The organism is Planotetraspora kaengkrachanensis (assembly GCF_016862895.1).
In the GTDB taxonomy this organism is placed as follows: domain Bacteria; phylum Actinomycetota; class Actinomycetes; order Streptosporangiales; family Streptosporangiaceae; genus Planotetraspora; species Planotetraspora kaengkrachanensis.
In genome coordinates this window covers 168983-186783 of the sequence record NZ_BONV01000021.1, presented here as the reverse complement: position 1 = coordinate 186783, position 17801 = coordinate 168983, and the positions used below count along the sequence as shown (strand labels likewise).

Genomic DNA, 17801 nt, shown 5'->3' with positions numbered 1-17801 from the left:
GGAGTTTTGCGGGCTCTTGTAGAAGCGGATGCCTCGGATGGTCCCGCTCGTGGCCGCTTGGAATTTCACGCCGACGGTGACGGCCTGTGCGTCGGGGTAGTCGGCGTCCTCCGGCGTAGCCGCAGCGCTCCAGAGACTGCTCGTCACTGTCTGCGTCACTACCGGTGACGTGCTCGGGGCGAAATGGATGATGGCTTCGTTGTCGGGGGTGTCGCCCCCGAGATAAACGGCGGTCAGGGAGTGCTCGCCCGCCGTCAGGGTGGAGATCGTGATCGTCGCCGGGCCAAGGCTGTTGTGGTTGTCAGTGCCGAGGACGGTGGCGCCGTCTTTGAAAGCGACCTGTCCCTGAGGCACGATCGACCCTGAGACCGGGCTGACTGTGGCGGTCAAGGTGACGGACTGACCCGTCCGCGAAGGATTGGGAGAAGTCGTCAACGTCGTCGTGGTCGGCGGGTCGTTCGGGACCGTGATGCGGGTCCTCGGCGGGTTGGCGGTGCCCTGGAGGACGGCGATGCCGTTGATGGCGAAGACACGACCGAAGACGGCCGCGCCTGTGCCGACGGTGACCGAGTTCGAGGCCAGCACGTTCCCTCGGAACGTGCAGTTGGTCCCCAACGTCGCCGAGCCGGTGAGCTGCCAGAAGACGTTGTCCGCCTGGGCGCCGCCGACGAGGTTGATGTTGCTGACGTTGGCGGTTGAGAGGGTGGTGGCCCGGAAGATGAAGACGGCATCCGGGTCGGCCTGGGCATCCAGCGTCAGCGTGCCGGTTATCTGGAAAGTGCCTCCGGGCGGGCTGTAGACACCTGGAGCCTTGGTCGTGCCGCCGAGCTCGCTGGGCACGCTCGTCGCCGGCGTTCGTGAGGCGACGTCGTTGTAGGCGGCGACCAGGTCGGCTCTGGCCGACGCCGCAGCCGAGTCGCCGGCGTGGATCGACCCGCTAACCGTACCGGGAGGGAAGCCGGTGACGGAGTCCCCGGGGCTCACTCCGAGATCTCCCGTGATCGCGGTGAGGTCGGTGTTGGACACCGCGGTCCCCGCGAAGACGCCGAAGGCCGCGACCTCGCCGAGGCTTACGGGATTCGGCGCCGCGGCCGCGCCCGGTGCCGGGGCGACGACGGCGGTCATCGTGAGAAACGCTGCAAGAACCGCGGCGGCATAACGGCGGCCGATAATTCGGCCGCGAATTCGAAAGCGCCCGGAGTTGGTCTGATATCTGGCAGTGTGTTTGGCTGTTCGGTCGCTTTTGTCGTGCTTGCTGGAAGGGCTGGTGGTGAATGAGGGGGCGGGCTCTTCCATGGGGAACCTCATTTGCGCGGGATTTACTTCACTTTACTCATGCGCTTCCCTTGATCGCCACCCTTGCGCGAGAGTCTCTATGGCTCCATTTCGTCGTTTGAATATAAGTAGCTTTGCTTTATTTCGCCCGAATTGTGCTGCGTGATGAGCAATATGGTCCGCAATACGGTGGTGACGTTGAATGATCTTCAATCGACGGCAGGCCGCCAACGTTCCGCAGCGGAGTCCGCGGGCGGGGGCGAGCCCGCGGACGATGGCGTCCAGGTCTCAGGTCATAACCGGTGACAGCAGGTCTCAATGATCGTCGAGCGCGTGAATCATGAGGCTGGAGGCGTGATGGTGGTGAACGCGCCGCAGTAGGCCGGTCCCCATGCCGATCCGGGAGGCGGGGGAGGGGCGGTGAGGGTGCACGCGGACTGCGCGAGAGTACCGGTCGAAGTCAGCACAGTGACCAGCAGGGTGTTGAAGGGCGCGGCGGCCTCCGTCAACGAGACGCCGATCACGCCGGCGGGATAATTTTTCACCGAGGTGAGGCTGTGCCACGGCTCAGCCGTCCGGGGATCGCGGATCCATGTCGTGCCGTCGGAGACGTACGCCATGAAATTCGTGTCGTACGGTTCGAACAATAGCCCGACAAGTACGGAGGCGACGCTCGAAGTCGAGCCGGCCGGTCCGGCCGAGCCGGTGGGTCCGGTCGGTCCGATGGGTCCGGTCGGTCCCGGGGGGCCAGGCGGGCCAGGCCGTCCGGCGGGCCCGGCAAGTCCGTGAAGAAAGTCACGAACAGGAAGAACGTCGTGACCGGGAAGACCTCTCGGCCCTTGAGGCCCTTCATTCCCCTGGAGACCTCTTGGCCCACGAGGGCCTCGCCTGCAGTGATTCCGGCAGCGGTGACGCCCGTGGCAGTGTCCGTGGCAGTGCCTGTGGAAGCGGGCGGGCGGCCCGTCCCCGCTCGACTGGCGTTCGGTTCGGAGGGGTTCTCGCGCGTGGGAGGCCGCGCTCACCACTTCGGGATCGGACAACGCGATCGCTCCGAAGGCCACTGTCAAGACCGCGGCCAAGCTGGAAGTTCTCCGAGGAATCAACTTGTTCCCCTTTGCGGCGATAATTGGACTTTTTGATTCACCGCAATTGACGGTGCGGTCGGGAGATACCCTTCCGCGATATGGTGATGCCTTTCCGGAGTTCCAGCTCGGGTTAACAAATGTGAACAGGAGTTTACTTTACGACCTCCTGTTGAGGACGACCTGGGTGAGCACTTCGGATGTGCTCGGCGTGAAGTACACCCAGGCCTCATTCACTGCCGTGCCGCCGTTCAGATAAACCGCGGTGATGTCGTGGGCGCCCCTGGTGAGGTCTGAGGTCGTGAACGTCGCGGGAGCCAAGCTGCTGTTGTACGCGGAGCCGATTACGGTGGAGCCGTCCTTGAAGATCACCTGGCCGGCGGGCACGACCGAGTCGGTCGGCTCGCGCACCGTGGCCGTGAAGGTGACGGGTTCCCCTCTGCGAGAGGGGTTCGATGACGAGGTCACAGTGGTGGTGGTCGGCGGTTCTCCGGGTGCGGTGATGCGAGTGGCCGGATGCTGCGAAGTGCCGTCGAGGGTGACCATGTCATTGAGAGCGATGGCGCGGCCGTACAGAGCCACGCCCTCGCTCACCGCAACCGAGCTCTGCGCAAGGATGTTGCCGCGGAAGGTGGAGTACGTCCCCAGCGTGGCGGAGTCGCTGAGCTGCCAGATCACGTTGTTCGCCTGGGCTCCGCCGACGAGGTCGATGTTGCTCACGTTCGCCGTGACCAAAGACGCGGCCTGGAAGATGAAAACGGCGTCGGGGTCGCCTTCGGCGTCGAGGATGAGCGTCCCGCTCAGCTGAAAGACTCCTCCCGCGGTCTTGTACACGCCGGATGGCCTGGTGGTGCGCCCAAGCTGCGCCGGAATGGTGGAGGTGGCCGTGCGCCTTGCCGCGTCGTTGTAGGCCGCGACCGCATCGGCCTTCTCCCGCCTCGCCTCGGCGTTGTCCACTTCGACGGAGCCTCGAACTTGCCCCGGCGGAAAGCCGGAAACGGCGGTCCCCGGGCTGACGGCCATGTCCCCGCTGATTGTGGTGATATCCGTATTGGACACCCCGGCTCCCGCCATGACGGCACATTCTTCGGCTTCGCGAAGCTCTACACGCGGCACCGCCGCGCGGGCGGCGTGTGGTGTGACGCCTGGAGCGGCCATTATGAGGACCGGTGCGAGCGCCGCCATCAGCCGGTAACGACCTGTTCCGACACGGCGCGTGGCGCGAGGATAACTGGCGTGCATTATTTTGTCCGGTAATTCATTGTGGGCTCCATTCGCTATTCGATGGTTGACATCAATATCTCCCCCCTCGGGCGAAGGCAGGCGATACGACACGCCCACGACGGTGAATCGAGGATGGGGGCTCGTCCGGCTCCTACAGTCGAGTCATACCTCTTCTCGCAAGCGACAGGTTGTGACATGGGAGAAAAACTAGTCGTCATCGGACAGGGCTATGTGGGCCTTCCCCTGGCGATGCGAGCGGTCGAGGCCGGCTTCGACGTCGTGGGAATCGACGTGGATGAATGGCGAGTCAAGCGGCTAAGCGTCGGGGAGTCCTATGTCGAGGACGTCGGCGAGGGCGAGTTGGCCGCCGCCCACAAGTCCGGCCGTTATTTCGCGAGCACCGACTACACCGACGCCGAGCGCTTCGACGTCTGCGTGATAACAGTGCCGACGCCCCTTCGTGAGGGTGTGCCCGACCTCTGCCACGTCGGCTCTGCGGCTGAGGCCATCGCGCCGGCGCTGCGACGCGGGGCGACGGTGATCCTGGAGTCCACGACCTATCCGGGCACTACCGAGGAGTACCTTCGGCCGCTGCTCGAGGACGGGTCCGGACTACGGACACCAGAGGACTTCTTCCTGGGCTACAGCCCGGAACGGATCGACCCGGGGAATGCCCGGTGGCGTCTGGACAACACGCCGAAGGTCGTGTCGGGCATCGACGCGGCTTCGCTGGAGAAGGTGAAGGCGTTCTACAGCCGGATCGTGGACGAGGTCGTCCCCGTTTCCTCCGTGCAGGTCGCCGAGCTGAGCAAGCTCCTCGAGAACACGTTCAGGCACGTCAACGTCGCCTTGGTGAACGAGTTGTCGATCTTCGCGCATCAGCTCGGGATCGACGTGTGGGAGGCCGTCGACGCCGCCTCGACCAAGCCGTTCGGCTACATGCGCTTCACACCGGGCCCCGGGGTCGGGGGACACTGTCTGCCGATCGACCCGTCGTATCTGTCGTGGAAGGTCAAGCGCAGCCTCGGGCACAACTTCCGGTTCGTCGAACTCGCGAACGACATCAACGACCACATGCCGGATCATGTCGTCAGTCGGATCAGCCTGGCGCTGAACCAGAGGTACAAGCCGGTCAAGGGCAGCCGGATCCTCCTTCTTGGCCTGTCCTACAAGAAGAACACCGGAGACTGCCGCGAGTCTCCGGCAATCGAGGTGGCCAAGGCCCTGCGCAAGCTCGGCGCGGACGTCCGTGCCGCCGACTCTCTCGTCGACGACTTCCTGCTGCCGGCCGGGATCGAGTTGGTCGAGCCGACGGGCGAGGAACTCGCCCAGGCGGACGCCGTCGTCGTGCTGACCGACCACGACCACATCGACTACGACCTGGTGCAGCGGGGAAGCATGTTCGTCTTCGACACCCGCAACCGCTGCCACGGCCCCAACGTGGAAACGTTGTGAGGCAGCGCCGCCTCGGGCCGGAGGAGGCCGACGTCGGCCAGTAGAGCACCTCAGCAGAGGCCCTCGCCGTCCCAACGGCGGGGGTCTCTTGCCTGTTGCGGCACAGCCCCGGCGTAGATCAGCCGAGACATCTGCTCCGTCGCCGGGCGCCCGGCGGGGACGGCCCGCCGGGGGCGGCACAGGAACGCGCCGACGGCCACGAGCGCGGTCCCGGCCGCAGCGGCCGTCAGCGGGGCGAGCAGACCCATGGCGACGATCAGGCAGAGCAGCCCGGTGGCCGCGGCCGCGGCCCCGTACGTGCCGACGACCACCTGAGGGGCGAGCCCGCCCCGGTGGAGGCGGTCGGTGATCTGGCCGGTGCCGGCGAAGGCGAAGCCGGTGTCGGCGATGGCCACGAGTGCCGGAAGGACGAGCCCGGCGGCGATCGTGTCCTGACCACGTCCCGCGATCAACAGGACCGCCGAGCAGGTCAGGACGAACCCAATGAACAGCGACCTCGATCCGCCCATGGGTGTCCTGACTCCGAGCAGCCCCAATGACGCGCAGGCCATTGCGGCGAGGAGCACCGCGATGGCTGGTTCCTCGAGGATGAGGGCGGTGCCGGCCAGGAAGACGGCGGTGATCGTGGTCACCGCCGGAAGCAGCCTGTCCGTGGAGTTCAGCAAGCTGAAGCAGTTGGCGACGCCCACGATCCACATCACCGTCACGGGGCCGTCGGGCCACTGCCCTGTGAGGGTGATCTGGACTCCGCAGAGCACGACGCCGCCCGCGGCCACGGACTGCACGGTCAGGCGGGCGAGCACAGGGAGCGGCGTCATGTCGCCGATCAGCCCCAGCGCGGCGACCGCGGTCGCGGCCAGAATGATCGCGGTGATCCGCAGATCGGCGAAGCCGAGCACGGCGGCCGACGGGATGGCCGTGCCCAAGGTGATCGCGATCCCTCCCCACCGCGGGTCGAACCGCGTGAACGGCACGGCCTCCGCAACCCTCATCGGCTGCCCCCGTCGGCCCACGCCCTGGATGTACCGCGCAACGACCGGTAGAGGGACTCGGTGTCCGCGACCAGGCGGTCGACGCCGAATGACCGGGTGGTCCACGCGCGGGCCGACTCTCCCATGCGACGGGCGAGGGCGGGATCGGACAGCAGCCTGACCGTATGGGAGGCGAGCTCCCAGACGTCGGGGCCCGACAGCAGGCCGGTGGAGCCGTCCCGGACGATCTCGGGGACGCTGCCGACGTGCGTGGCCACCACCGGGAGGCCGGCCATTCCCGCTTCGACCAGAGTCACCGGGGTGCCCTCATGATCGGAGGTAAGCATCACAACGTCGGCTGCCGCGTAAACGAGCTCGACGTCCCTCCGCCATCCGAGGAGGCGGAAGGAGTCCCACATCGGGTGGATGATCCGCTCCACCTTCTCCTTCAGCTCGCCGCTCCCGCAGACGACGAAGCGACAGTCGGGCACCTGCTGCAGGACGGCGCCCGCCACCTCGGCGAACCGGTCGGGCCGCTTCGATTTGGCAAGCCGGCCCACGTAGGCCACCACCGGCGCGCCGGCCGGGAGACCGAGAGCCGCGCGGGCGGCCAGACGGTCAGGCATCGGCCCGAGCCGGACGCCAGGCGGGATCACGACATACTGCTCGGGATAGCCGATCCCGGCCTCCAGGAGGTCGTCTCGTACCTGGGTCCCGACCGCGACGAGGCGATCGGACATGGGTGCGAGAAGCCGCTCGGAACGCCTGTAGACCGATCGCTTGAGGCGGGGACAGTGCGGGTGGAGGAAATGGCCATGGAACACGTGGACCCGGGCGGCGCCTATGCCGGAGAGGCGAGCCGCCACCCGCCCAAGGGCACCGGCCTTGGTCGTCCTGGTGTGGACGATGTGCGGACGGAACGCGCGCATGGCGCTGATCAGCCGGAGCAGGGCGCGAGAGTCGTCGATCGGCCGGACGAACCGGCCGAGGTTGGGAATGCGGTGCACCGGCACCGTCATCCCGCGCAACTGCAGGTGGTCACCCTCGCCTCCGTCGACGTAACCGGTGTAGAGACGGTGGTCGAACTCCTCCGGATTGAGCCGCTCACACAGCCCCGACACCTGGGTGGCGGGTCCGCCGACGTTCATCGTGGCGATGATCTCCATGACGCGAATCCGACTGTTCACCTCCGAGAAGCTAGCTTCCCGTCTGATTCGTTCGCGGACACCGTCACGGTGGTGGGGAGATGTTTTCCCGTTACTTGGCGCCCCGGAGGACGTACAGCACGTTCCGCCTCTCTCTATATCGACACCTCGCACAGCGCCGGCCTCGCACAGTACCTCCGCGAACGGGGCCGGTGATGACCTCGGTGGGCATGAACGGCAGGTCACTAGCCATTCATGAAGCGGGTGATCAGGTCCTCGACCTGGGCGTTCAGCCGCGTCCCGCGAGGCCATCCCGCGTAGTGGGTCAGGAAGACGACGATCTCGCGCAGTTCGCTCGGCGTCAGCTCCCCGGTGCGCAGAGCCGCGTCCAGCTGCGGCGCGATCATGTCGTCCAGCCCCTGCGCCACGAGCAGGCCCAGGAGGAGGAGACGCCGATCCCTGATGGTCAGCGTGTCTCCCGACCACACCTCCGCGAACGTGTGCTCGACCGCCATCCCGAATTCCAGGCTCCTGGCCCGGCGGTCGAGGTCATCGATGCTGTCGCTCATGCGGCACTCCACGTCCGTCGGCCCAAATTTCGAGACATGCAACGAATATGTCGCGTTCGGGGGGAGCAGGCGTTACATGACCGGGTGGCCCTGTGCGAGCGCATTGTCGCAAGACGACGGTTGCATGGACGTTGCACCGTTCTGGCGGACGTTGCCGTCTTACGTGCCGGCCTACGTTCCCGGCCTACGTTCCCGGCCTACGTTCCCGGCCTACGTTCCGGCCTACAGGGACTCGTCGACGGTGGACCGGTGCGGGACGTGCTCCGCCGGGACCACGCCCATCCGGCCCGCCTGGAAGTCCTCGAAGGCCTTGACGATCTCTTCGCGGGTGTTCATCACGAACGGTCCGTAGCGGGCGACCGGCTCGTGGATCGGCAGGCCGCCGAGCACGAGGATCTCCCAGCCCTGGCGTGAGGCGAGCGGCTGCTTGTCGGCCGCGCGCATGCTCAGCGCGCCCGCGGTGCTCTTGTAGCCGCCGAACACGCCGAGCTGGCCCTCGTTGAGCGGACGGTCGTCCGGGCCGATGTGCCCCTCGCCGCTCAGGACGTAGACCATGGCGTTGAACTCGGCGGGCCACGGGAGGGCCAGCCGCGCGCCGGGCGCCACCGTCGCGTGGACGTACGTGATCGGTGTGTAGGTCATCCCCGGGCCCTCGTGGCCGGCGAGCGAGCCCGCGATGACCCGGACGAGCGAGGAGCCGTCATCGCTGGCGAGCAGCTTCACGTCGCCGCCGCGGATGTCCTGGTAGCGGGGCGGCACCCACTTCTGGGCGCGGGGCAGGTTGACCCACAGCTGCACCCCGTGGAACAGGCCGCCCTTGGCGACGAGTTCCGGCGGAGGCTGCTCGATGTGCTGGAGGCCGCTTCCGGCGGTCATCCACTGGGTATCGCCATCGGAGATGAGCCCGCCGCCCCCGTTCGTGTCCCGATGCTGGAAGGCCCCGTCCATGATGTACGTCACCGTCTCGAAGCCGCGGTGCGGGTGCCAGGGAGTGCCCTTCGCCTCGCCGGGTGCGTACTCCACGGCGCCCATGTGGTCGAGAAGCAGGAAGGGATCGGCGAGCGACAGGTCCACGCCGGGGAACGGGCGCCGCACGGCGAAGCCCTCTCCCTCGAGGAAGCGCTGCGCGGTGACGACGCGTGAGACGGGACGCCACGCGGTGGCCGCCTCGGGCAGCCGGGGGAGGCGGGGCAACGTGAGCGTGTCTGCGGTGATGGCTGGCATGGGGTCTCCTCTGTCGAGTACGTTCCGCACAACAACTATTGATAAATCAACTATTCCAGGCCAAGGGTTCCCCTCCAGGTGTCACAAGTGCAGCCAACATCGGGCCAAGATTTGGTCAAGTTTTCCAGTCTGTCCGAGATGTGGCCTGAGAGTGATACTGAGAAAACGGGCAGTAGTACCTCGTACACCCGCAAAGCGGAGGTTGGGCCCAGGTGGATAGAGCGCGGGCGATATCGGGGGTCATGACTGCGGCTGCGGCCGCTTTGTTGTTGTTGTCCGGCTGTGCCGGACCCGAGTACACGTACGTACGAGACGCTGACGGGGGCACCTACTTCAAGGTCCCTTCGTCGTGGAAGAAAGTGGATCAGACGGCCCTCGAGGGGCAGCTGTTCGGCGACCCTCAGTCGGCCACGGCGCAGGTTCAAAAGCAGCTCACCTGGAGCGTCGCCTACGACGCGCAGGCCGAGCCCTCCGCCGATCACCTCCTGATCGGCACCAGCGGCGCCGACGACCGGCCCTTCGTGATGGCGAAGGTCCAGACGCTCACCGAGGCCCAGCGGAACCAGGCCTCGCTCGACTCCCTGCGCAACGCCATCGGGCTGCCGGTCGCGGTGCCGGACGACACCCGCAAGCAGATGGAGACGTCGGCGGAGTACCCGTTCAAGAACTTCGAGCTCCTGGACGACCAGGTGCTGCCTCCCCAGGACGGTGTCCGGGGGGTGCGGAGCGTCTTCAACTTCCGCCTGGCCAACGGGGTCCAGACCTTCGATGAGACGTCGTACCTGTCGGCTGACGGCTCACGCATCTCGACTCTGCTGATCCGCTGTTCTGCGGCGTGCTATCAGCAGCGGGCCGAGGAGATCGGTCAGATCGTCCAGTCCTTCAAGGTCACGCGACTTCTCAACCAATGAAGGAGCCCCTCATATGAACACGGCGCCACCGCCGCACGTCCACCCGGAGGGGCTGCGCCCGCCCGGCTCGGGACCCGACGACAGGGACCCCAAGACCCGTAAGAAGATCTCCCTGTGGGACCGGGCCAAGTTCCTGATGATCTTCGCGATCATCTACCTGGTCCTCGTCTGGTACAACGTGGTGTCCTTCGAGGGCATCATGTCGTTCTCCGACGCCCTGGTGGTGACGGCCAGGGAGAGGCCGTGGATCTTCGTCCTGATGGGGCTCGAGGTCGTCCGCCAGACGCACTTCCTGATCAGCGAACGGTCGGCCGGTTATCACCGGTTCTGGACCCACAAGGTCTTCGGCGGCTCCGACCGCTGGAGCAAGAGGCGCTTCAGCGACTGGAACCGCTTCCGCATGGCGCGGCTGCTCAAGTGGCTGTTCTGGATCGCGGTCCTCGCGCTGATCCTCGCGGCCGTCCTCGACACCTCGCCCGTGCTGGCGCTGTTCAAGGCGCCGCAGCTGCTCTGGCAGGCCCTGCCGTACGCCGCGCAACTGGCCTTCGCGTTCTTCTTCATCGCCTTCCAGTTCATCGGCCTGTTCTGGCTGTTGTCGCGCGGCGGCGTCGAGACCTACTTCCCCGACGACATCAAGACCCGGTTCACCGACGTCTGGGGCCAGGACCACGTCGTCGAGCGGGTCAAGGAGAACATCGTCTTCCTGGAGCGGCCGGACGCCATCGAGGAGAAGGGCGGCTACGTGCCGAGCGGCCTGCTCCTGTGGGGGCCGCCGGGAACCGGCAAGACCCTCATGGCCGAGGCCGTGGCGGGCGAGACCGGCAAGCCGTACGTCTTCGTCGACCCGGGCGCGTTCGTCAACATGTTCATGGGCATCGGCATCCTGAAGGTGAAGTCGCTGTTCAGGAAGCTGCGCAAGCTCGCCCTGCGGTACGGCGGGGTCATCGTCTTCTTCGACGAGGCCGACTCCCTCGGTCGGCGCGGCAGTCTCGCCCAGCAGGGCCCCCAGGGACAGGGCCGGTTCACCGCGGGCGCCGCGCACGCCGGCTGCCACGGCTTCTCCTACCTGTCGGAGGACGTCCGCTCGATGATCGCGCGGCAGTCGATGAACGGACTGCAGGACGAAGGGCGGCCGGCCGCGCGCAGCCGGTTCTTCATGGGCGGGAACATGATGGGCGGCGGGGGAGGCGACCCGGGGACCCTCCAGGCGCTGCTGACCGAGCTGTCCGGTCTGAAGAAGCCGCGGGGAATCGTCAACCGGCACGTCCGGAGGCTGCTGGGCATGCGTCCCAAGCCGCCGCCCAAGTACCGGATCCTCGTCATGATGGCCACCAACATGCCCAACGCCCTCGACGAGGCGCTGCTGCGGCCCGGCCGCATCGACCGCATCTACAAGGTGGGCTATCCGTCGAAGGCCGGGCGCATCCGCACCTACGAGGGATACTTCGACAAGGTCCAGCACGAGCTCACCGAGGCCCAGATCGACAAGCTGGCCACCATCACGCCGTACGCCACGGGCGCGACGATCAAGGACCTGGTCAACGAGTCCCTGATCAACGCGATCCGGGACGGCCGCGAGGTCATCCAGTGGTCGGACGTCGTGCGCGCCAAGCGGCTCAAGCAGCTCGGCCCGCCCGAGAACGTCGAGTACATCGAGCGCGAACGGCACGCGGTGGCGGTCCACGAGGCGTGCCACGCGGTGGTGGCCTACCGGACGCGGCACCACCTCGAGATCGACCTCGCCACCATCGAGAAGGGCGCCGACTACCTGGGCATGGTCTCCAGCATCAAGCCGGAGGACCAGTTCACGGGGTGGCGCTCGGAGTACGAGGCGGACGTCATGGTCTCCCTGGCGTCCCTCGCCGGTGAGCGCATGTTCTTCTCCGACGACAACTCCTCGGGCGTCTCCGGCGACCTGACCTCCGCGACCTACGTCACCGGGCTCATGGAGTCCTACTGGGGCATGGGCGTCGGAGTCTCGTCGCTGCCCGCGCTGCAGGAGCTCCAGATCATGGCGGGCAAGCCGGTGCAGAAGCCCAAGACCGGAGAGGGCGGGGCGGGCTCCGGGAACGAGCCGTCCTCGCGGCGCGAGGACATGGTGCCGGACATGCTGGGCGAGCGCATCGAGCACAACCTCGTCCGGCTCCTGGCCAGGACCGAGGCGCTGTTGCGGGAGAACCGGCGCGCGGTGCTGTCCGTCGCCCACGCCCTGGAGACGCACAAGACGCTCGACGGCGAGGACGTCGTCGCGGTCATCGAGGGCACGCGCGGCCCGCTCATCGACGGCAGCGTGTACGGCTCCGACTCGTTCTACGACGAGATCGAGGCCTACCACGTCGCCGCCGCGGAGGCCCACCGCACCCACAGCCATGTCGAGGTCGAACTGCCGGTCACGGCGGGAAGCCGGGTCCTGGCGCTGGAGCCGGCCGCGGTGACCACGTCGACCGCGGTGGCGCCGGTGAGCGGCGCGCAGCCCGCGGTGTTCGCCCCGCCGAACGCCGGCTCCACGGGGTTCGTGATCCAGCCGGACTTCGCCCCCTGGAACGGCGGGCCGTCTCCGGCCGGTCCCGCCATGCCGCCGCCCGCCGCGCCCGCCGCCCGGGAGAAGTCGTCCGGAGTGCTGTGGGCTTTCGTGGGCGGGCTCGTGGTCCTGGTGCTCATCGTCCTGGCCGGGGTGGCGTTGCTCGGCGGCGGGCAGCCGCAGACGGTCGCCGCCCCAGGAACGCTGTCCAGGACCACGGTGCTGGTGCTCGTCGCCGCCGTCGTCGCGCTGATCGTCGGCATCGCCGTCGCGGCCGCGGCGATCCACCGGCACAAGGCGGAACGCAGACGGGCGGAGCAGGCGCGGGACCTCGCGGCCGAGCGTGCCCAGCTGCTCGCCGCGGCCATGGATCCCGAGGTGGCGATGCGGCTGCTCGGCTACGACGGCCGCCGAGGCCCCGACAACGGTTGATCAGAGGCGGAAGCCCAGATCGGGCGTGATCTCGGTCACGTCCATCTGGGCCTTCTGCAGCCGGCCCGAGTAGTCCCAGTTCATCGATTGCCACCGGGTGAACTGGTCGAGCACCCACATGCCGCTCTGCCGGCTGCCGTTGCCCGACTTGCCGTTTCCGCCGAACGGCAGGTGGGCCTCCGCGCCCGACGTCGAGTTGTTCACGCTGACCATGCCCGCCGAGACGCCGGACCGGAAGCGGAAGACCGCCTGCGGGTCGGTCGTGTAGATCGACGACGACAACCCGTAGCCGGGCCTGTTGGCCAGCTCGATCGCCTCGTCCATCGTGGAGAAGGTCGTCACGCCCACGATCGGGCCGAACGTCTCCTCAAGGAAGAGCCGGTCGTCGGCGCGGACGCCGTCGACGATCACCGGGTGGTAGAAGAGGCCCTCACCCTCCATCCGGCCCGTCGGGCCGGGCAGCACGGTGTGGTGCGGCTGGATCCAGGTCAGGTACTCCTCGTACCGCTCCGCGAACTTGTGGTCGAGCATCGGGCCGTACAGCACGTCGCCGTTGGGGTCGCCGATCTTCGCGGACCGCACGGCGGCGGCGAACCGGGCCACGAACTCGGCATGGACGTCCTCGTGGGCGATCACCGTGCCGAGGGACGTGCACCGCTGGCCCGCCGTGCCGAACCCGGCGAACAGGGCGCCCTCGACGGCGAGGTCGAGGTCGGCGTCGGGCATGACGACCATGGGGTTCTTGCCGCCCAGTTCGAGGCAGGGGGACTGGAGGTGGCGGCCGCACAGCTCGCCGACGGCCCGTCCGACGGCGGTCGACCCCGTGAATCCCACCTTGTTGACGGTGCCCTCGCCGAGCGCCCTGTCGAGTCCCTCGTAGGTGCCGGCCCCGTCGGCGAAGACGATGTTGAGCACGCCGTCGGGCAGGCCCGCCGCGGTGAAGAGCCGGTAGAGGGCGTGCGCGGAGGCCGCGGCGTACTCGGCGGGCTTCCAGACCACGGCGTTGCCGCACAGCAGGGCCGGAACGAGGTACCACGACGGGACGGCCACAGGGAAGTTCCCCGCAGTGATGACCGCGGCGACGCCGACGGGCACGCGGAAGGTGAACAGGCTCTTGTCCGGCATCTCCGACGGGACCGTCTGGCCGTAGAGGCGGCGGCCCTCTCCGAGGAAGAAGTCGCAGGTGTCGACGATCTCGCGGACCTCGCCCAGCGCCTCGGCGTACGGCTTGCCGATCTCCTGGGTGACCAGCCGCGCGAGCGTCTCGGTGTTGGCCTCGACGAGCCGCCCGATCGACGCGATCACCCGGCCGCGGACGGGCGCGGGGACGGCGGCCCACTCCCGCTGAGCCGCGGCGGCCGTACGGCAGGCGTCGGCGAACCCGTCCGCGCCGGCCAGCTGGACGGTCGCGACCGTCTCCGCCGGCCGTGCCGGGTTGACCGACGCGTACGGCGTGCCCGCCGGGCCGTCCTTGCCGCCGATGACGGAAACGATCTGCAGAGTCACCGTTGACCTCCGGAATGATTTCCTGCCTGGAGTCCTGGTTACACAGTATTTCCGGCGCCCGCGTCGTTGGCCATCCCGGCACGGTGGGCGACCGCGGCGGCCTGCGTCCGGCTGGTCACGCCGAGCTTGGCGAGGATGTTGGACACGTGCACGCTGACCGTCTTCTGCGAGATGAACAGGATTTCACCGATCTCCCTGTTCGCCAGCCCTGCCGAGACATGGGCGAGGACCTCGCGTTCCCGGCCGGTCAGCGTCGCCAGCGGACCCTCCGCTTCAGGATCGACGCCGGCGAAGCGGGCACGGCGGCCCAGCTCGGCCAGGGCCCCCCGGAACGGCTCGGCCCGCAGCCGGTCGGCCACCTCCGACGCCGCGGACCATTCGGCCTGCGCGGCCTCCCGCTCTCCCGCCTCGAGCAGGGCCTCGGCCAGCCGCCATCTGGACCTGGCCTCCTCGTAGACGAAGCCGAATCCGAACGCCTCGGTGGCCCCGCGCCAGACGGCCGGATCCGCCGTGCCCCTGACGCGGTGCCACTCGGCCTCCGCCCGCGCCAGCCAGGCGCGGCCTTCCGGGCCGATCTCGGCCCGGGGGCCGGAAGGGCTGTTGGCGGCCGCCCAGCGGGCACGCTCGACCAGGTCGTCGGCCAAGGAGCGATCGGCGTCCGCACGCCGGTCGGCGAGGGCCCACAGGCCGGTCGCCGCGACCCGGATGAGCCCGGGGTCGAACGGCTCGATGACGTCCAGGATCGCGGTGACGTGCTCGAGCGCGGCCTCCGGGTCGCCCCGCCACAGCGCCTGTTCGGCCGCGAGGCAGCGGCTCATGTAGCTGACGAGCTCGTCGGACCAGAAGCCGGCGAGCCACCTCAGCCGCTCGGCGGCCGCCGACCGGCCCCTGGCGACCTCGACGAAAAGGGCGAAGGACGACAGGACCGCCTCCGCCCTCGTGCCCACCCGGATGCCGAAGTCGCCCGCCAGCCGTTCGGCCGCGTCCCAGTTCCCGTCGGCGAAGTGCACCAGGTACTGGAGGAACCGCAGATCGGTCCCGTAACTGCTCCAGATGAGGCCGTTCTCGCGGGCCAGCCGCACGCCGCGCGCCGCGGACTCGGCCGCCACGTCGAGCCGGCCCTGCTCGTACTGCACGCGCGCCTCGGTGAAGCGCGCGCGCAGGTCGATCGACAGGTCGCCGGACGTCTGCCGGGTGGCGTCGGCCAGCAGTTCGGCCGCGCGCGCCGCCGTCGCCGTCGTCTCCTCGATGACGGCCAGGGTGACCAGCGCGCTCGTCTCGGCGTCGCGGGCCGAGGTCCCCCGGGCGACCTCCAGCGCCCGGGTCGCGGTGGCGATCGCCTCGTCGACCCGGTAGGCCCGCCACAGGACACGGGCGTAGGTGGCGAGGGCACGGGCCAGCAGCGGGCTCTCCGGCGCCAGCTCCACCGCCTCGCTGGCCGTCTCCGCCAGCTCCGGCATCACGTCGTCGGAGTCGATGCGGTAGTAGGCGATCCGCTCGTCGGTCTCGGCGATGAGGAGCGGATCGTCGGCCAGCCGGCGCAACCGCTGGAGCTGGGAGATCGCCCTCCGGTACTCGCCGCTCGCGGCGGCGGCCGCGGCGCTGTCCAGCGCGAGCCTGGACCTCGTCTCACCGGCGAGGTCCTCCGCGCCGGCCACTTTGTCCCACAGTTCGAGGGCCCGCTCGAAATGCCGGTGCGCCTCGGCGGGAGCGCCCAGCTCGGCCGCCAGGCGGGCCGCCTCGACCGACGACCTGAGGGCGCCGGGAAGGTCGTGGCTCGCCAGGTGGTGGTGGGCCAGCTCGGCAGGCGAGTCCCCTCGCCTGGTCAGCAGCTCGGCGAACGTGGCGTGCAGCCGGGTCCGCTCACCGGGGAGCAGATCGTCGTACACGGCCTCCTGGAGCAGGGCGTGGCGGAACGCGTAGCCGTCCCTGCTGGCCGTCAGCAGCCCGCGGGAGACGATCTCGCGCAACGCCTCCTCGAGCGGCAGGTCGTCCAGGCCCGTGGCGTCGCGGAGCAGGTCGTGGCCGACCCCGCGGCCCGCTACGGCGGCGACCCTGAGCACCTGGCCCGCCGTGTCGGGCAGCGACTCCACGCGGGCCAGCAGGAGATCGGACAGCGTGCCGGGGAGGCTGGTGTGGTCGGCCGAGGCGGCCAGCAGCTCCTCGGCGAAGAAGGGGTTGCCGCCGGCCCGCTCCACCACGCCGCCGATCACGCCGACGTCGGTCTCGTCGAGGGCGAGCAGGTATTCGGCCATGGCGTCGTTCCCGAGCGGGCGCAGCTCGACGGACGTGACCAGCGGCAGGCGCTGGAGCTGGACGAGCACCGGGCGCAGCGGATGACGCCGGTGCAGGTCGTCGCTCCGGTAGGTCCCGACCAGGCAGACGCGTTCGCGCTGCAGCATGCGGGTGAGGAAGACCAGCAGGTCGCGGGTGGAGCGGTCGGCCCAGTGCAGGTCCTCGAACACGAACAGGACCGGCCGCTCGGCGGCGACCTCGCCCAGCAGGTCGAGCACCGAGCCGAACAGGCGTTGCTGGGCCAGGGCGCCCGTCGTCAGGTCGGCGGAGCCGGCGTCGCCGCCCGGCAGGAGGCGCTCGAGGACGGGCCTTGCCCTGATCGCCCGCGCGGCCGGGCCGTCCGGCTCGGCCGCGGCACCGCGGAGCGCGTCCGCCAGCGGCAGGTACGGCAACGCGTCGCCGAGCTCCGCGCACTGGCCGACGAGCGAGACGAAACCACGCTGGCGGGCGCGTTCACACAGCTCGGCGATGAGCCGTGTCTTGCCGATCCCCGCGTCGCCGCCCACGAGCGCGACCCCGGCGAGCCCGTCGGCGGCGGCGTCGAGCACACCCGTCAACTGGTCGAGTTCCGCGGAACGCCCGATCAGAGCCGTTCGCCCCGTTCTCGCCATCACGTCGCGAGTATGTCACGTGGCTCCGACGGAATCCGCCTGCCTGACGTCCTGCAGATCCGCTGCCGGGATAAGGGTGCCGCGATGGCAGACATCAAAAAGATCTTCGAAGTCCGAGTCGGGAACGTCGGAGTTTCTGTTTGAATTTATCAATTCTGTGTAATTGATGCCTTTTGTGCGTTTCTCCGCAAGCAGGCCCGTGGACTACGGCAAACGACAGTCCTGAATTCCGGCAGCGTACGCCAATCGAAGCGGCCATCGAGTCGTGGTCGGCGGTGCTTGGACAAGGATGATGCGGCGCAACGCTACGCCGTGAGCAGGGGGAAACGTGCCGGTATTGGTGACCGGTGGCGCGGGGTTCATCGTGTCGCCGGACGGGAGCACACGTCGTGGAGGCGTGCCTGATCGAGTCGATGCGGATGACCTTGGGCACGGTGGGGGCCTGCGGGCACCGGCCGGCCGAACTGTTCACCGGTGTCGAGCCGACACCGCTGAGCCTCGGGCTCGAGGTCGCCGGCGAGTGGATGCGAAAGATGGCGGCGACGGCGTGATGCCAGTGTGCCCGATCCGAGGAGTGCGG

General features: G+C 68.6%; 13 protein-coding genes. 4 read left to right on the top strand and 9 right to left on the bottom strand.

Annotated features, from left to right (window positions below; genetic code table 11):
* From Pka01_RS23280 to Pka01_RS23270, 3 genes are all read right to left on the bottom strand, one after another.
* Positions 1 to 1125: ice-binding family protein (locus Pka01_RS23280; RefSeq protein WP_203884963.1), on the bottom strand; the 1125-nt coding region annotated here is incomplete at its 3' end.
* Between the two features lie 488 nt (positions 1126 to 1613).
* Positions 1614 to 1895, bottom strand: coding sequence for a hypothetical protein (locus Pka01_RS23275; RefSeq protein ID WP_203884962.1), 282 nt, complete (start codon positions 1893 to 1895; stop codon positions 1614 to 1616).
* Positions 1896 to 2516: 621 nt separating this feature from the next.
* Positions 2517 to 3542, bottom strand: coding sequence for an ice-binding family protein (locus tag Pka01_RS23270; protein WP_203884961.1), 1026 nt, complete (start codon positions 3540 to 3542; stop codon positions 2517 to 2519).
* Between the two features lie 234 nt (positions 3543 to 3776).
* On the opposite strand from Pka01_RS23270, the gene Pka01_RS23265 reads away from it, so the two are divergent.
* Positions 3777 to 5036, top strand: a complete 1260-nt coding sequence (locus tag Pka01_RS23265) for a nucleotide sugar dehydrogenase (protein WP_203884960.1) — start codon at positions 3777 to 3779, stop codon at positions 5034 to 5036.
* 50 nt (positions 5037 to 5086) lie between these two features.
* Here the strand turns inward: Pka01_RS23265 and Pka01_RS23260 are convergent, their stop codons facing one another.
* The 4 genes from Pka01_RS23260 to Pka01_RS23245 form a co-directional block, all read right to left on the bottom strand.
* Positions 5087 to 6028 (bottom strand): MraY family glycosyltransferase, encoded by a 942-nt coding sequence (locus Pka01_RS23260; RefSeq protein ID WP_203884959.1) that lies wholly within the window; start codon positions 6026 to 6028, stop codon positions 5087 to 5089.
* A complete protein-coding gene (locus Pka01_RS23255) occupies positions 6025 to 7194 on the bottom strand; it encodes a glycosyltransferase (protein ID WP_239115226.1) in 1170 nt (389 codons plus the stop codon). Before Pka01_RS23255 ends, Pka01_RS23260 begins: the two co-directional genes overlap by 4 nt.
* A 203-nt stretch (positions 7195 to 7397) precedes the next feature.
* The gene (locus tag Pka01_RS23250; RefSeq protein ID WP_203884958.1) at positions 7398 to 7721 is read right to left on the bottom strand and encodes a carboxymuconolactone decarboxylase family protein; all 324 of its coding nucleotides are present in this window, start codon (positions 7719 to 7721) and stop codon (positions 7398 to 7400) included.
* A 222-nt stretch (positions 7722 to 7943) separates the two neighbouring features.
* A complete protein-coding gene (locus Pka01_RS23245; RefSeq protein WP_203884957.1) occupies positions 7944 to 8945 on the bottom strand; it encodes a pirin family protein in 1002 nt (333 codons plus the stop codon).
* A gap of 242 nt (positions 8946 to 9187) precedes the next feature.
* On the opposite strand from Pka01_RS23245, the gene Pka01_RS23240 reads away from it, so the two are divergent.
* Both Pka01_RS23240 and Pka01_RS23235 read left to right on the top strand, forming a co-directional pair.
* On the top strand, positions 9188 to 9856 hold the full coding sequence (locus Pka01_RS23240; protein ID WP_203884956.1) for a hypothetical protein: 669 nt from the start codon (positions 9188 to 9190) through the stop codon (positions 9854 to 9856).
* A gap of 13 nt (positions 9857 to 9869) precedes the next feature.
* A complete protein-coding gene (locus Pka01_RS23235) occupies positions 9870 to 12809 on the top strand; it encodes an AAA family ATPase (protein WP_203884955.1) in 2940 nt (979 codons plus the stop codon).
* Here the strand turns inward: Pka01_RS23235 and Pka01_RS23230 are convergent, their stop codons facing one another.
* On the bottom strand, positions 12810 to 14315 hold the full coding sequence (locus Pka01_RS23230) for an aldehyde dehydrogenase family protein (protein ID WP_203884954.1): 1506 nt from the start codon (positions 14313 to 14315) through the stop codon (positions 12810 to 12812).
* Between the two features lie 38 nt (positions 14316 to 14353).
* On the bottom strand, positions 14354 to 17221 hold the full coding sequence (locus tag Pka01_RS41320) for a helix-turn-helix transcriptional regulator (RefSeq protein ID WP_203884976.1): 2868 nt from the start codon (positions 17219 to 17221) through the stop codon (positions 14354 to 14356).
* A 389-nt stretch (positions 17222 to 17610) separates the two neighbouring features.
* Here Pka01_RS41320 and Pka01_RS23220 point away from each other — a divergent pair, with 389 nt between their 5' ends.
* Positions 17611 to 17772, top strand: a complete 162-nt coding sequence (locus tag Pka01_RS23220) for a hypothetical protein (RefSeq protein ID WP_203884953.1) — start codon at positions 17611 to 17613, stop codon at positions 17770 to 17772.
* Positions 17773 to 17801 lie beyond the last annotated feature (29 nt).